The 13,674-nt window shown below is 65.9% G+C and carries 15 protein-coding genes; 3 read left to right on the top strand and 12 right to left on the bottom strand.

All coding sequences use genetic code 11. The features are described from left to right. Positions 1-16: 16 nt before the first annotated feature. The 6 genes from CA237_RS01225 to tldD all read right to left on the bottom strand — a co-directional run bounded on the left by CA237_RS01225 (position 17) and on the right by tldD (position 5,110). Positions 17-496: a dihydrofolate reductase gene (locus CA237_RS01225; RefSeq protein ID WP_066692336.1), complete on the bottom strand. Its 480-nt coding sequence runs from the start codon at positions 494-496 to the stop codon at positions 17-19. Next, positions 493-1,287 carry a thymidylate synthase gene (locus tag CA237_RS01220; RefSeq protein WP_066692334.1) on the bottom strand — a complete coding sequence of 265 codons (795 nt, stop codon included), beginning with the start codon at positions 1,285-1,287 and terminating at the stop codon, positions 493-495. Before CA237_RS01220 ends, CA237_RS01225 begins: the two co-directional genes overlap by 4 nt. Positions 1,288-1,615: 328 nt before the next feature. Next, complete coding sequence (locus tag CA237_RS01215; protein ID WP_066692804.1) at positions 1,616-2,980, bottom strand: ammonium transporter; 1,365 nt, start codon at positions 2,978-2,980, stop codon at positions 1,616-1,618. Positions 2,981-2,991: 11 nt separating this feature from the next. Continuing rightward, positions 2,992-3,330 carry a P-II family nitrogen regulator gene (locus tag CA237_RS01210; protein WP_066692331.1) on the bottom strand — a complete coding sequence of 113 codons (339 nt, stop codon included), beginning with the start codon at positions 3,328-3,330 and terminating at the stop codon, positions 2,992-2,994. A gap of 146 nt (positions 3,331-3,476) precedes the next feature. Continuing rightward, entirely contained in the window at positions 3,477-3,689 is a 213-nt protein-coding gene (locus CA237_RS01205) for a DUF2007 domain-containing protein (protein ID WP_066692328.1), read from the bottom strand. Further along, positions 3,689-5,110 carry a metalloprotease TldD gene (gene tldD, locus CA237_RS01200; RefSeq protein ID WP_066692326.1) on the bottom strand — a complete coding sequence of 474 codons (1,422 nt, stop codon included), beginning with the start codon at positions 5,108-5,110 and terminating at the stop codon, positions 3,689-3,691. The genes CA237_RS01205 and tldD overlap by 1 nt, the downstream gene beginning before the upstream one ends. A 108-nt stretch (positions 5,111-5,218) precedes the next feature. Between tldD and CA237_RS01195 the strand changes: the two genes are divergently transcribed. After that, positions 5,219-5,650: a hypothetical protein gene (locus CA237_RS01195; RefSeq protein WP_126012445.1), complete on the top strand. Its 432-nt coding sequence runs from the start codon at positions 5,219-5,221 to the stop codon at positions 5,648-5,650. 316 nt (positions 5,651-5,966) lie between these two features. Continuing rightward, entirely contained in the window at positions 5,967-6,104 is a 138-nt protein-coding gene (locus CA237_RS19525) for a hypothetical protein (RefSeq protein ID WP_157092775.1), read from the top strand. Positions 6,105-6,320: 216 nt separating this feature from the next. Here CA237_RS19525 and CA237_RS01190 read toward each other — a convergent pair whose 3' ends face one another. Beyond that, positions 6,321-6,548: a zinc-finger domain-containing protein gene (locus CA237_RS01190; protein ID WP_126012442.1), complete on the bottom strand. Its 228-nt coding sequence runs from the start codon at positions 6,546-6,548 to the stop codon at positions 6,321-6,323. Between the two features lie 81 nt (positions 6,549-6,629). Here CA237_RS01190 and CA237_RS01185 point away from each other — a divergent pair, with 81 nt between their 5' ends. Beyond that, complete coding sequence (locus tag CA237_RS01185) at positions 6,630-7,565, top strand: ABC transporter ATP-binding protein (RefSeq protein ID WP_066692317.1); 936 nt, start codon at positions 6,630-6,632, stop codon at positions 7,563-7,565. Positions 7,566-8,015: 450 nt separating this feature from the next. Here the strand turns inward: CA237_RS01185 and CA237_RS01180 are convergent, their stop codons facing one another. From CA237_RS01180 to CA237_RS01160, 5 genes are all read right to left on the bottom strand, one after another. Next, positions 8,016-8,549: a hypothetical protein gene (locus CA237_RS01180; RefSeq protein WP_126012439.1), complete on the bottom strand. Its 534-nt coding sequence runs from the start codon at positions 8,547-8,549 to the stop codon at positions 8,016-8,018. A gap of 164 nt (positions 8,550-8,713) precedes the next feature. Continuing rightward, the gene (locus tag CA237_RS01175) at positions 8,714-9,529 is read right to left on the bottom strand and encodes a hypothetical protein (protein ID WP_126012436.1); all 816 of its coding nucleotides are present in this window, start codon (positions 9,527-9,529) and stop codon (positions 8,714-8,716) included. A 137-nt stretch (positions 9,530-9,666) separates the two neighbouring features. Next, positions 9,667-10,092 (bottom strand): hypothetical protein, encoded by a 426-nt coding sequence (locus CA237_RS01170; RefSeq protein WP_126012433.1) that lies wholly within the window; start codon positions 10,090-10,092, stop codon positions 9,667-9,669. A 55-nt stretch (positions 10,093-10,147) separates the two neighbouring features. Then, complete coding sequence (locus tag CA237_RS01165) at positions 10,148-12,808, bottom strand: UvrD-helicase domain-containing protein (protein WP_126012430.1); 2,661 nt, start codon at positions 12,806-12,808, stop codon at positions 10,148-10,150. Next, complete coding sequence (locus CA237_RS01160) at positions 12,805-13,410, bottom strand: hypothetical protein (protein WP_126012427.1); 606 nt, start codon at positions 13,408-13,410, stop codon at positions 12,805-12,807. Before CA237_RS01160 ends, CA237_RS01165 begins: the two co-directional genes overlap by 4 nt. Positions 13,411-13,674: the final 264 nt, after the last annotated feature.

The following is a 13,674-nucleotide window of genomic DNA, read 5'->3' as shown; positions in this document are numbered from 1 at the left end:
CCGGCGCTGCCGCCCCTTACGCGGTCGTGGGCTGACGGAGCAATGTGACGAAGCTGTACCCCGGACGTTCTCCCTCGGCACTGTGGTCCTCGCGCCACGCCTCGACCCAGCCGGTAAAGGGCGGGACGAACGCATCGCCCGCCGGGGTCGCATGGACCTCGGTCAGCTCGACCCGCTCGATCCGCGACAGGAGCAGGGCGAAAATTTCCGCCCCGCCGATGACTGCGGCTTGCCCACCGGCCAGCGCCAGCGCGGCCTCCGGATCATGCACCACCTCCGCCCCGTCCGACCGCCAGTCGCGGTCGCGGGTCAGCACGATATGGCGCCGGCCGGGCAGGGGGGAGCGAAAACTCTCGAACGTCTTGCGCCCCATCACCATCGCCCGGCCCATGGTCAGCGCCCTGAACCGCTTGAGGTCGGCGGGCAGGTGCCATGGCAGCTGCCCATCGACCCCGATCACGCCATTGTCGGCCCGCGCGAGGATCGCGTCGATCATATCGCCACCGCCGCCTTGATATGCGGCTGGGCGACATAGTCATGCAGCACGAAATCTTCGAGCGCATAGCCGTCGATCGCCTCGGGCTTCCGCACGATCTCCAGCCGGGGCAGGGGGCCGGGGGTGCGCGACAGCTGCTCGCGGGCCTGATCGAGGTGATTCTCGTACAAATGGCAGTCGCCGCCGGTCCAGATGAACTCGCCGACCGCCAAATCGCATTGCTGCGCCAGCATATGCGTCAGCAGCGCATAGCTCGCGATATTGAACGGCACGCCCAGAAAGATATCGGCGCTGCGCTGGTACAGCTGCAACGACAATTTCCCGTTCGCGACGTATGTCTGGAACAGGCAATGGCAGGGCGACAGCGCCATGGCGTGCAGCTCGCCCGGATTCCACGCGGTCACGATCTGTCGCCTAGAGGCCGGGTTGGTGCGGATGGTGTGGATCAGCTCGGCGATCTGGTCGATATGCCGCCCGTCCGCCGCCACCCAGTCGCGCCACTGCTTGCCGTACACCGGGCCGAGGTCGCCGTTCGCATCGGCCCATTCGTCCCAGATGCTGACCCGCTGCTCCTGCAACCAGCGCACATTGGTATCCCCGCGCAGGAACCACAACAGCTCGATGATGATCGAGCGCAGATGCAGCTTCTTGGTGGTCAGCACCGGAAAGCCGGCCGACAGGTCGAAGCGCATCTGGTGCCCGAACACCGACCTTGTGCCGACTCCGGTGCGGTCGTCGGTCGGTACGCCATCGTTCAGGGCGCGCTGCATCAGATCGAGATAAGGGGTCATGGGGGCGTCTTAGGCTGCGGGTTGTGGGCTGGGAAGAAGGAAGAGGTTCGCGCGGAGACGCGGAGCCGCGGAGGGGGTGCCGTCGCGCGTCAGCGCTTTCCGTTCCTCCGCCGTCAACTGGGATAAGGCCGCTGGCGCGGGTAACGGGCCAGCGTGCGAAACCCCTCCGCGTCTCCGCGCCTCCGCGTGAACCCCTCCCTTCTTCTTCCCGGGCACCGGAAACCAAAAAAAGGGCCGATGCGTCACCGCACCGGCCCAGGGGTTTTTCCGCAGGAGGAAACTGTGGTTCCGGGCGGCAGGGGACTAGGCCGCCGCCCGGTAGGGAAACTCAGTAATTGTAGGCGCGCTCGCCATGTTCGCCGAGGTCGAGGCCTTCCAGCTCGACTTCCTTCGACACCCGGCCACCGGTCAGCGCCTTGGCGACGAACCATGCGATCGTCGTGCCGACCGATGCCCACACGATGGTGACCAGCACCGCGAATATCTGCACGCCGAGCTTGGCGCCCATGTCGTAGTCGGCCGCACCCGGACCGCCCAGCGACGGGGCATAGACGACCGCCGTACCGATCGCGCCGATGATGCCGCCGACGCCATGGATGCCGAACGCGTCGAGCGAGTCGTCATAGCCGAGCTTGGGCTTCACGACGGTCACTGCGAAGAAGCACACGACCGAGGCGACGGCGCCCAGCACGATCGCGCCGAACGGACCCGAATTGCCCGCCGCCGGCGTCACCGCGACGAGGCCGGCGATGATGCCCGAGCAGAAGCCCAGCGCCGAACCCTTATGCCCCGAGAACTTCTCGGCCAGCATCCAGAACAGCCCTGCCGAAGCGGTGGCGACGAAGGTGTTGATCATCGCCAGACCGGCGGTGCCATTGGCTTCCAGCGCCGACCCGGCGTTGAACCCGAACCAGCCCACCCACAGCAGCCCGGTGCCGACCATGGTCAGCGTCAGCGAGTGCGGCGCCATGCGCTCGGTCGGGAAGCCCAGCCGCTTGCCCAGCAGGATGGCGAGGACCAGCGACGACACGCCGGCATTGATGTGCACCACCGTGCCGCCGGCGAAGTCGAGCGCACCCGCCTTGAAGAAATAGCCGCTCGATGCCCACACCATGTGCGCGATCGGGAAATAGGTGATCGTCAGCCAGACGATGGCGAAGACCATCACCGCAGCGAACTTGATCCGCTCGACCACCGACCCCAGCACCAGCGCGATGGTGATCGCGGCGAAGGTCATCTGGAAGCTGATGAAGACATATTCGGGGATTTCGACCCCGGCGGTGAAGGTCGCCGCCTGCGACGCCGAGGTGACGCCCGCCAGGAACGCCTTGCCCGGGCTGGCGATGAAGTTCGCCAGCGTGGCGCTCGACACGTCGGGACCAAAGGCCAGCGAGTAGCCGTACATGACCCAGATCAGCATCGCGAGCGCCGCGACCGCGCCGATCTGCGTCATCACCGACAGCATGTTCTTGGTCCGCGTCAGGCCGCCATAGAATAGCGCGAGGCCCGGCACGATCATCATCAGCACGAGGACCGTCGACACCATCATCCACGCGGTGTCGCCCTTGTTCACGGTCGCGACCGGCGCGGCGGCGGCGGCGGGTGCCTGCAGCGCGGCGTCCTGTGCCCAGGCGGGCAGCGCCGCGAACAGGCCGAGGCCCATGCCGGCGATCAGTTTCTTCGGATGTTGCATGATGCCCCCCATCACAGCGCGGTCAGGTCGGTTTCGCCGGTGCGGATGCGCACCGCCTGTCCGACGTCGAGAACGAAGATCTTGCCGTCGCCGATCGCGCCGGTGTTCGCGGCGGACTGCACCGCCTCGACGACGCGCGCTGCGATCTCGCTGTCGCACACGACCTCGATCTTGATCTTGGGCACCATGTTGGTGCTGTATTCGGCCCCGCGATAGATTTCGGTCTGGCCCTTCTGCCGCCCGAATCCCTTCACCTCGCTCACCGTCATGCCGGCGACGCCGATCTCGGTCAGTGCTTCGCGTACCTCATCCAGCTTGAACGGCTTGATGATGGCGATGACTAATTTCATGTCGCCCCCCGTGTCGCATCATTGCTCGGGGGAAACGTTGCAACGGCCATGCCAAAGTGCCGTACCACCAATTTTCAGGCGTTGGCGGCGCGGTTGCCGGATTAACGAGCGGTTAATTTGTGCAGCGCGTCACGACTGCCCGTTTTTCAGGCAGGCCCGTCGGCCGCGTCGAGGATTGCGCGCGCCGCATCCAGATCGTCGTCATCGACCATCACCCGCACGGGGATCAGCAGCCAGCTGCCATCGCCGATGCTCGCCTCGCCATCGAAGGCGACCGCCGGCACGCCCTCGCTTTCCAGCCGCCCGACGATGATCTGCGCCTCGACCCGCGGAAACCGCCCCAGTTCGGCCAGCGGCATCAGGCGGTGCCGCCGACGGTCAGCCCGTCGATCAGCAGCGTCGGCTGCCCGACCCCTGCCGGCACCGACTGCCCGGCCTTGCCGCACATGCCGATCCCTTCGTCCAGCGCAAAGTCGTTGCCGATGCCCCGCACCTGCTTCAACACTTCCGGCCCGTCGCCGATCAGCGTCGCGCCCTTGATCGGCGCACCGATCCGGCCATTCTCGACCCGGTACGCCTCGGTGCAGGAAAACACGAACTTGCCCGACACGATGTCGACCTGGCCCCCGCCGAACGACTTGGCGAAGATGCCGTTCTTCACCCGCGACAGCAGCTCGGCGGGGTCATCCTTCCCCCCGGTCATGAAGGTGTTGGTCATCCGCGGCATCGGCGCATGGGAAAAGTCCTGACGCCGCCCGTTGCCGGTCGGCGCGACGCCCATCAGCCGCGCGTTCAGCCGGTCGTGGATATAGCCCTTCAGGATGCCGTCCTCGATCAGGATATTCTCCTGCGTCGGCGTACCCTCGTCATCGATGCTCAGCGACCCGCGCCGGTCGGCGATCGATCCGTCGTCGATGACGGTCACGCCCGGTGCCGCCACCCGCTCGCCGATGCGGCCCGAAAAGGCGCTGGTGCCCTTGCGGTTGAAATCGCCCTCCAAGCCGTGCCCGATCGCCTCGTGCAGCAAAATCCCCGGCCAGCCCGCACCCAGCAGCACCGTCATCTCGCCCGCCGGCGCGTCGACCGCCTCCAGATTGACCAGCGCTTGGCCCAGCGCCACGTCGATCGCCCGGTTCCACGTCGCGTCGGCGAACAAGGATTCGTACAGATAGCGCCCGCCGATCCCGAAGCTGCCCGTTTCGCGCCGCCCGTTCGCCTCGACCACGATCGACACGTTCAACCGCACCAGCGGCCGGACATCGGTGGCGACGAAGCCATCGGGCCGCACGATCTCGACCACCGTCCACGACCCCATCAGGCTCGCCGACACTTGGCACACGCGCGGATCGCGCGCCCGAGCGGCGGCATCGATCGACTGGCACAGCGCGACCTTGTCGGCGAAGGGGATCAGGTCGAGCGGATCGGCGGCGGTATAGAGATGCCTATTGTTGCCGCGCGGCGGCGGTGCCTTCGCCCCCTTGGCCGGATCGATCAGCGCCATCGTCTCGCCGGCCCGGCGGATCGCCGCCTCGGACAGCTCGTTGGCGTGCGCAAAGGCGGTCGTCTCCCCCGAAACGCCACGCAGCCCGAACCCGGCATGGGTATCGTAGGACGCGGTCTTCAGCCGCCCGTCGTCGAAGCCGAACGCCTCGGACCGGCGATACTGGAGATAGAGTTCGCCATCCTCGACATTGGCCAGCGTCGCCTGCGTGGCGCGGAGCGCAGCGGCGGGGTCGAGGTCGCCGGAATAGAGGTACGAGCGGGGATCGGTCGGGGTCATGCGGCCAATATAGGGCGGCGGCGGCGTGGGGGAATGGGGTGTCGGTCCCCGGTGTGCGGGACGAGCGACCACGTTGCCTTTGGGCGTGCCGGCACATAGCGTTCGCCCATGCACGAGCGCGACGTCAGCTACTCGATCTATGCTTTCGCCGTTCTGGCCTTTGCGGGGTTGAGCGGCCTGTCGACGGTCCTCGGCGCGGTAGCGGCCGGCGATCCGCCGAACCTGCCGTTCCTTGTCCTGACATTGTTGTGCCTGCCGAGTGCGCTCTGGCTTGCCTGGCGTCTGGTGCCGGGCCTTCATGCCATGGCCCACAGCATCGCCCCGGCGGAACGGCGCGTCGGCCGGTTATGGCTCTCCGCGATGTCGTGCGGCCTGCTGGGCGGCGGCGCGCTGGCGTTACTGGCGTCGGACGCAAACGCCATGCTCGACAGCCGGAACGATTGGATGGTCTATGGTGGTTGCGCCCTTCTGGGGACGTCATTCCTGCTCGCGTTTCTTGGCAGCGTGATGGTCCGCCCTATGCCTGACAACGAAGCCTGACGGCGTCTTTTCAGCTTTTGCGATATCGGGCCTCCCCCCAAGCCAAAGTCGTCGCCATTCCTGCCCCGTGCCGCCGTCAGCTGCCGACGTAGCCGGGGTCGCGTTCCAGTGCTTGCAGCCACGGGCGGTCGGCCATAGGCTGAAGAACTTGAAGGGTGGAGCATCGACGAATGAAGCAGAAATTTCAGACGGCGGCTAACACAGCGCTGGTCGTGTTCGGCATCTGTACGGCGCTCAAATGGGGCAGCGGCGCGGCCTATGCCGTCGGCGTCTGGGTCGGCGCACACTGACGGCACGGCGCGACCGGATCCAGGCGGTGGAGGCCGAGGAGCAGGAACCAACTGGCCTGCTGCCGGCAAGCCCGCTGCGCCGCCGGGTGTTCCTCATCTGCATGGCGGTGGTTGCCATCTCCATCGTGATGCAGCTGGTATGGGCGGTGCAACGGCACTTCTGACCTAAACCGTCACCCCAGCGAAGGCTGGGGTCTCTCGCGGCGCTCGTCCCGCGCGATCGCCGAAATACCCGGCCTGCGCGCGGATGACGTTGGGGCGGGGTAAGGAAACAGTCTCACCGCCGCGGCAAAGCCGCGTCGTCGGTCGGCGGGCAACGGCGAGCTTGCCCGCCGCCGGCCGGGCGCGGGCCTTGCTGGTCGTCCGAACTACGTTCGGCCTTACCGGCCCGCGCCGTCCCCATGATCCTTCAACTGGCTGTGATCCGCCCCATCCGCCGGCCCGCCGACCAGCACGAAGCGCCGGTCGCAATAACCGCAATCGACATAGCCCGTCTCGTCGATCTGCAACCACACGCGCGGGTGGCCGAGCGCGGGGGCGATGTCGCCGGCGCCGTCGCAGGCGACGCGGGGGGTGGTGACGCGGAGGAGTTCGGGCGGAGGCAGCATGTCTGCGCGAATAGCAACGGTGCGAAGCCTCGACAAGTCGATGCTTCCCTTGGGGCCCCCACGGGCGTATCGGCAACCCCCATGGAAACCCAAGCCGCCATTTCGATCCGCGACCTGTGCAAGACCTATGCAGCGGGGAAGGGCGGCGCTGCGCCCAAGGTGGCACTCGACGGCGTGTCGTTCGACGTGCCCCGCGGCCAGATCTTCGGGCTGCTCGGCCCCAACGGCGCGGGCAAGTCGACGCTGATCAACACGCTGGCCGGCCTCGTCAACAAGACCAGCGGCAGCGCGTCGATCTGGGGCTTCGACATCGACCAGCACCCGCGCAATGCGAAGGCGTCGATCGGCATCGTCAACCAGGAAATCCTGTTCGATCCGTTCTTCACCCCTGCCGAAACGCTGGAGATCCAGGCCGGCCTCTACGGCGTGCCCAAGGGCCAGCGCCGCACCATGGACCTGCTGCGCGCGGTGCATCTGGAGGACAAGGCCAACGCCTATGCCCGGACGCTCTCGGGCGGCATGAAGCGGCGGCTGATGGTGGCGAAGGCGATGGTCCATTCGCCCCCGGTCCTCGTCCTCGACGAACCGACTGCCGGCGTCGATATCCAGCTGCGCAACCAGCTGTGGGACTATGTCCGCGAACTCAATGCGGCGGGCGTGACGGTGGTGCTGACGACGCACTATCTGGAAGAGGCCGAGCAGCTCTGCGACCGTATCGCCATCATCAACCATGGCCGCGTCGTCGCCAACCAGCCGACTCGCGAACTCCTCGGCATGGCACAGGAAAAGGCGGTCGAACTGACCCTCGACCGCGACGTCGCCGACCTGCCCGATGCCAGCTGCTTCGAAAAGGTCGAGCGCAAGGGCGACCGGCTGCTGGCGATCACCTATCGCAAGGACGTCGCCAATGCCGGCGAGGTTCTCGCGGCGGTGACCGCACAGGGCTACGGCATCGTCGACGTCGTAACGCGCGAAGCGGACCTCGAGGACGTGTTCCTCAACCTGACGAACAGCTGAGCGGCCCGTACCGCGCGCTCCGTACCCCCGCGCAGGCGGGGGTCCAGGGCGTCAGACGCTACCGCTCGCCTGCTTGGCTCTGGATCCCCGCCTGCGCGGGGGTACGGCAAGCGTGCAGCATCCATTCCCTCTTTGTTCTTGCGCTGTCTCGTACCGTAGCGCATTGTAAACCCGCGCAATGTCGGACCCCACCCGCAAGATCATCCATGTCGACATGGACGCCTTCTATGCGTGTCAGCCCTACACTCCTCGTGAAATGAACATCGAAGTGGTGTTTGATGGTGCGAGCAATCGTAGGGCAATCGCGAGGGCGAACATGAAGGCGCCGCATCTTTTGGCTCCTGTCGTTCCAATCCGAAGTTAGCCCAAGCCCTCCTGGAGAATGCGTTTAGGCTTCGACCTGATATGCCGCGTTTCGCTCATCATCCTGATGAAGACGTTGTTCATGCCTCAGATTGCGAGCCAAGCCGTGTAACGGCTTCCCCCTGCCGTGTAGTGCATACATCCAAGCGACTTGCTTTCGGCGACGAAGGGCCCGAAATCCTCCGGGCGGGTCACTGGGCCCAGGGATGCCGACGAGTCCGGTCGTCCGGCCTGTTTGTTGATCGCCATGCATATGCCACGAGCAGTCGCTTCATCGCCTTGGACCGTCGTCACCACGAGTTTGACCGGCGTATTGGTGCCGAAGCCGATTGCATCGGTCGTGTCATAGAGCCGACCCTGCGAGTTTGACGGCGCCATCTTCAGGTATTCAGGAACCAGGCTTGCCACGTTGGTCGAGAAGTTCGACGCCATCATGGTCGTACCGGTCGTGATTTGGTACATCTCAATGGCCGCTGAGATCTGCTGCATCTGGTTAACGATGGCTGAAGCCTTGGCGTTGTTCGACGACTCCTGAAAGCGAGGTCCGAGGAACAACGCACCCGCCAGAGCGAGACCGATGAAGAGGATTACCCCGATGATCCCGATGAGCACGTTCGACATTCACAATCCCCCGATCGCTTCGACCGCGCATCAGACGTGGCCAGCCGCTCTTGCGGTTGGCGCTCGTGAAGACGGTCGTGCCAGCTGAGGGTATGGGACGTCCGCTTCCAGCGTAACCGCCTAGGATGACAACATAAAGTAATTAGGAATCAATACCTTGTCACTTAGTCGCGGGATAGGTTACGTCGATCATGCAGTATCGTGCGAAGCATGCTGATGAGGGTCGGAGCCCGATGCGGAGCTGCCAGCGCGACATGGAGAGTGCCTGCGGTCTGCGGGATACGTCCATGTTCGAGGGTCGCTTTTAGACGGCTGCTCAGTCGCCTGACCGTCGGGGGATCTGCCCAAAACATGCCGGTTTCCAAGCGCGGAACTCGCAGGCGTACCCTGTGGGGAAGAAGCGACCCGCCCAAGGCATCCTTCGCGTCCTGCCCCCTCCATCTCGAGGTCTTCGAGGCGACCGTTATCCGCGCTTCCATAAGGGCGGCGCGGATGTGTTCCTCGACGGGGCCGCTCGCTGCGAGGCGTACGCGGGCTGAGGGACCGCCTCTCGTGGTGGACTGCAGTTCCAGCAGAAGTTCCGCATCGATCGCAGCTTCGGGTGGGCCCCCGATGAGCCGGTATGCCAGGATCCTGCCCGGTGGATGGAGTATCGCTACGTGCAGCGTCGCGATCTTCGGCATCTCACCTTCGATGTCGGTTTCGATGAAGCATCGATCGAGGACCAGCATGGTCGCGTCCGGATCGGCGCGGTGGATGTCGGCGATCTTCGCCACGAGCGCATTGCGGGAGGGCATGGGAAGTCCGGCGGCCACACAGCGTTCGGCGACCAGCCTCCTCACCTGTCCAAGGGGAGCCTGCGGTCGCAGATCGCGCACGGCATCCGCCACTATCGCGGCCGACAGGCGTCTCTGCCGCCTGATCGCCCGTCCGGAGAGCGAAGTCTCCTTATCGGTTCCTTTTTCCTCTTCGTCGTTCATCGCTTGGTGGATGCCTGATCGTGGCACAGCCGACCTGCGATCGTGCCACCTGAGTGAAGACGCCGGATCCCGAAAGCAGACCGCCTGCGGAGCCGGATCACGGTCTAGGAATACAGCCGGAGGCCATCGGCCTGTCGTCAGGTCAGCCCGTGTCTCTTCAGCTTCTGGCGGTACGTCGGGCTGGACATGCGTTCGTGTGATAGGCGGATGCCCTTGCGGAAGTAGAGGAAGAGGCGGAGCAGGCCGATCGCCAGGGCGGCCGCGATGATCGCGAACACGGCTTCTTCGGATCGGATCACTTCCTTGACGAGCAGGAACGTGGCAAGCACGGTTCCGCCGATGCCGTAGAAGAAAAGCGTCGACCATCCCAGAGTGAGGAGGAGCCAGAACCTCCTGAATCCGCCCATCAGCTGCCATTCGGTGACCCGGTCGGCATGACTGTTGACGGTCCTGCAGCGTGGGCAATCGATGAGCGGCTCGCCTATCCCCGCGTAGGTGCGCACGTAGCCGCCCGTCAGGCTCTCGCCGCAGCCTCGGCATTTCAGATTGACGTAGACGCCCACTTCCTCTTTCCTTCCTTCACATCCGATCCTCGCGGCAGGAGCCTCAGTAGCGTGATCAAACGCGCGCCGCTTCCAGTGGTAGCGCGCGCGCTCGGCACCTCGGGTACTCCGAACATCCCAGGAAGGGGTCGTAGGGCCCCGAGTCCCTCAGGATCAGCGTGCCGGTCCCGCAGATCGGGCAACGGCAGCCGGCCTCCATGGGCGCCCCGATGCGATCGTTCCCGGCCGACGGACCGCCGCTCCGAACGGCGATGTTACGCTTGAAGCGGCACGATGGCGACCGACTGCACGCCTGGAACGTGCCGTTCCTCCCATCGATCAGCTTCAGATGGCCTGACCGGCACGAGGGGCATGGTTCCAGGAGACCCCCGGCCGTTCTGATCTCGAGGTGTCCGCCGTTCGCGAGCTCCATCAGGAATCGTGAGGGTTCACCGATCGTCGTGTACATCCGGACCTGCCGCCTGGCGCGGGTCAGGGCGACGTAGAACAGCCGCCTCTCCTCGGACATCGGGAACGGGTCCGGTTCAGGCATGGCGAGATCCAGCACGCTGTCGTCGGTCTGCTTGGCCGGAAACCCCAACAGGCCCTCGGTGAGGTTGACCAGCATGACGTAGTCCGCCTCCAGGCCCTTGGAGGCGTGGACCGTCCGGAATTCGAGATCGAATGCGCTGGCGAAGGAGCGCTGCCATCGTCCGATGTCGGCGGGTCGGTCCCGATTGTAGCGCCCGAGGAGCATGACGCGAGGCCGGTGGCCGTTCGATCCATGCAGGGCGCCGGAAGCGACCTGCTTCCGCAGGGCGTCGAGATGATCGTGCAGCAGGGAGGTGGACGCCTCGCTCGTCTCCGACGCATACGCCACCAGGGACGGGCCCTCGTAGTCGTTGGTGGTGACGACCGTCTTCGGGATCTGTCGCGGGTTGGCCTGGACGAAGGCGCTCGCCGCTTCGGACAGCCTTGCCGGACAGCGGAAGGTGGTGCTGAGCATCACCCTGGTGGAGTGCTCGAACGACGCCTTGAAGTGGCTCATCACGGACAGGTCGGCGCCGGCGAAGCGATTGATGCCCTGCCAGTCGTCACCGACGACGCACAGTCGGGCGTCGCCACCACGACTCTTCAGCAGCGCCTTCAGGAGCCTGACGCGACCGCGCGAGCTGTCCTGGAACTCATCGGCGAGGATCAGGGTGTACGGGCTTTCGTAGCCGGCCTCGAGATGCTCGGCCGCCGCCACGATCATGTCGTCGAAGTCGATGCACTCGATCGCTCGAAGCCGGTCCTCCCATTCCGCCGATATCCGCTCGTACAGGTCGACGAACCGTGTGAGGCGTGCCGTGTAGGCGTCGTCGGACCCGGCCGGGATCGCCGCGCGGATCTGGGCGATCGTCAGCCCGCTGCCCTTCACGTGCTGCTGGAAGGTCCGCAGGGTCGATGCGAGCTGACTGATGGTGGGCGGTGGCGGCCCTTTTCCCGTGCGATCCGGATCGTGATGCAGGGACAGGCCACGGGCCTCGAGCTCCTGCCGGAGGCGGTCGAACGATCCGGGGCTGCGGATCTCGTACGACGTCGTCTCGAACAGATCCGTGCCGCGCTCCCGGTGGAGGCCCTGCTTCCAGCGGCGTTCGCCGAGATAGTCGCCCTCGAAGTGCGGCGGCGGCATGCCTCTACGGTTCAGTGCGAAGTGCTCGTGGTAGAGCCCGACGTCCGGGTAGTAGAAGTCGGGTTTGTACTGTCCGTACCGTGACGTGACGGTATCGTGTTCGTAGGGCCGTTCGTATTCGTACGACACGCCGTGATGGAACAGCCAGTTCGCGATGGTCCGCTCCTCGTCGCTCTTCACCCGTTCTCCGTTGGCGGTGACGATGGACGGGTTCGCGCTGTCGCGAGGCGCGCTCCAGCGATCGAGGTCCCGTCCATAGACGGTGCGGAACACGTCCCAGTCCTCGCGAAACGCGGGATCGGATCGGCGCAGGTCTTCGACGATCTCGACGATCTTGGCGACCTCGTCCGTCTGGGACCCCACCCAGGGAGCGAGGGAGGGCCGCCTGCCGGTCGCTTCGCCGATCAGCCCGAGACCGAATGCGCTGAAGGTGCGTGCCGTGATGCGATCGACGCCTTCGAACCCCGCTAGACGGGTCTGGATGCGTGCATCCAGTTCCTTGGCGGCGTCCCTGTTGAACGCGAGGACCAGGATCTGTTCGGGCGTGACGAGCCCCTCGTGCAGCGCGTACCCGGCCTTCGCGACCATCGTCGACGTCTTGCCGGATCCCGCGGCCGCGACGATCTGCACGGCGTCGTCGAAGCAGATGCAGGCGTCCATCTGCTCGTCGGTGAGCGGGTTCCTCTCCACGCCGTCGAAGAACGGCTTCAGCGCCGCCTTCCGGTCGGCGAGGTGTTCGAGGTTGTGGGCGGCGAACTCGGCGAGCAGCTCCTTCAGCTTGGTCGGCTTCTGGATCGAGGTCATGAAGTAGGTTCGATCGGCGCCCGGCAGCGGGTACGTCTCGATGATGCGGTGTGCGACGCTCTGCGGGATCCATCGGGTCCGGTCGACCTCGTGCTCCCAGCCTGTCCGCCAGGCCGCTTCGTCGGCCTCCTTCCTGCGCCGATATTCGCCGGTATCGAAGGGCGCCGGCGATCGACTGCCGGAGGACGACGAGCGGCTTCCGGAACTCGAAGCGCCCCCGGCGAGCGCCAAGGCGCCCAGGACGAGCCATTCGATCATGGAGCGGGCCAGGGAAAGTCGAAGCGGCCCACGTAGTGGGCGCGCCTGAGGCCCTCCAGGTCGTCCTCCCACTGGCGGATCGCCTCGGCGAGGTTCGGGTTCCTGCGGCGCTTCGCGTTCCGCGCGAACGAGGCGAGACCTTCGGCGATCTTCCTGAGGCGCGTGCCCGTATCGGGCGCGCCCCACTGTCGCATGTAGGCGATGCCGTTGAGCGGCGGCAGGCGCATGACGAAGACGTGCCCGAGCAGCCGCATCCGTTGTGCCGAGGTCAACGTGCTGGACAGACCGACGTGGTAGCCGAGATAGGCCAGCATGCCGATCTCCTGCCAGGCGCCGGTGGCCCCATGGCCATCACCATCACCGGCGGGAGCATCGGTCGAGGGCCACGGGAAGCAGTCGGGGCTGTTCGGATCAAGAGCCTGGAGACGCTGCCATTCCCACTCCACCTCTGCCAGCCGTCGCCTCGCTTCCACGACGTCGGACGCATCCGGGTTGGCTTCGGCGAACCGCTGGAGGTAGCTGAAGGCCGCCTGCCAGCGACGTTGCAGCTCGGGGAACGGTGAAACGGTCTTCGGCGCTTCGGTGCCGGCCGCCGTCCTCATCCGTGCGTTGATCGCCAGTCGGGATGCCGCATTCGAGGCGGCACCCTTCCGTCGGACGCTGGCGGTTTTGGAAGCGGCGGGAGGGACGGCGATCGGTGTTCTCCCGGCTCTGCGGGCCTTGGCCTTCTTCGAGACCGTCTGCTGTACGACCGGACCCGTCCTCTTCTTGGGCGCCTTCCGCTTCTTGGCCGGCTGGGCCGGCCTGACGCCGGCGTCCGTTGGCGTCTTGGTCTTCTGGACTCTGCTCGGACCCGTTCGGACTTG

Origin of the sequence: Sphingomonas sp. ABOLH (assembly GCF_003951715.1) — a bacterium.
Taxonomy (GTDB): Bacteria; Pseudomonadota; Alphaproteobacteria; order Sphingomonadales; family Sphingomonadaceae; genus Sphingomonas; species Sphingomonas hankookensis_A.
The sequence above is the reverse complement of the archived record's forward strand: the minus strand, read 5'-3'. Positions and strand labels throughout refer to the sequence as shown.

What these genes read in the sequence shown, in the direction of transcription:
- CA237_RS01175 (WP_126012436.1), bottom strand. Translation starts at nt 9,529, where the DNA reads ATGAACGACGAAGAGGAAAAAGGAACCGATAAGGAGACTTCGCTCTCC.
- CA237_RS01180 (WP_126012439.1), bottom strand. Translation starts at nt 8,549, where the DNA reads ATGTCGAACGTGCTCATCGGGATCATCGGGGTAATCCTCTTCATCGGT.
- CA237_RS01215 (WP_066692804.1), bottom strand. Translation starts at nt 2,980, where the DNA reads ATGCAACATCCGAAGAAACTGATCGCCGGCATGGGCCTCGGCCTGTTC.
- CA237_RS01225 (WP_066692336.1), bottom strand. Translation starts at nt 496, where the DNA reads ATGATCGACGCGATCCTCGCGCGGGCCGACAATGGCGTGATCGGGGTC.
- CA237_RS01210 (WP_066692331.1), bottom strand. Translation starts at nt 3,330, where the DNA reads ATGAAATTAGTCATCGCCATCATCAAGCCGTTCAAGCTGGATGAGGTA.
- CA237_RS01160 (WP_126012427.1), bottom strand. Translation starts at nt 13,410, where the DNA reads ATGAGGACGGCGGCCGGCACCGAAGCGCCGAAGACCGTTTCACCGTTC.
- CA237_RS01220 (WP_066692334.1), bottom strand. Translation starts at nt 1,287, where the DNA reads ATGACCCCTTATCTCGATCTGATGCAGCGCGCCCTGAACGATGGCGTA.
- CA237_RS01195 (WP_126012445.1), top strand. Translation starts at nt 5,219, where the DNA reads ATGCACGAGCGCGACGTCAGCTACTCGATCTATGCTTTCGCCGTTCTG.
- CA237_RS01165 (WP_126012430.1), bottom strand. Translation starts at nt 12,808, where the DNA reads ATGATCGAATGGCTCGTCCTGGGCGCCTTGGCGCTCGCCGGGGGCGCT.
- CA237_RS01205 (WP_066692328.1), bottom strand. Translation starts at nt 3,689, where the DNA reads ATGCCGCTGGCCGAACTGGGGCGGTTTCCGCGGGTCGAGGCGCAGATC.
- CA237_RS01185 (WP_066692317.1), top strand. Translation starts at nt 6,630, where the DNA reads ATGGAAACCCAAGCCGCCATTTCGATCCGCGACCTGTGCAAGACCTAT.
- CA237_RS01190 (WP_126012442.1), bottom strand. Translation starts at nt 6,548, where the DNA reads ATGCTGCCTCCGCCCGAACTCCTCCGCGTCACCACCCCCCGCGTCGCC.
- tldD (WP_066692326.1), bottom strand. Translation starts at nt 5,110, where the DNA reads ATGACCCCGACCGATCCCCGCTCGTACCTCTATTCCGGCGACCTCGAC.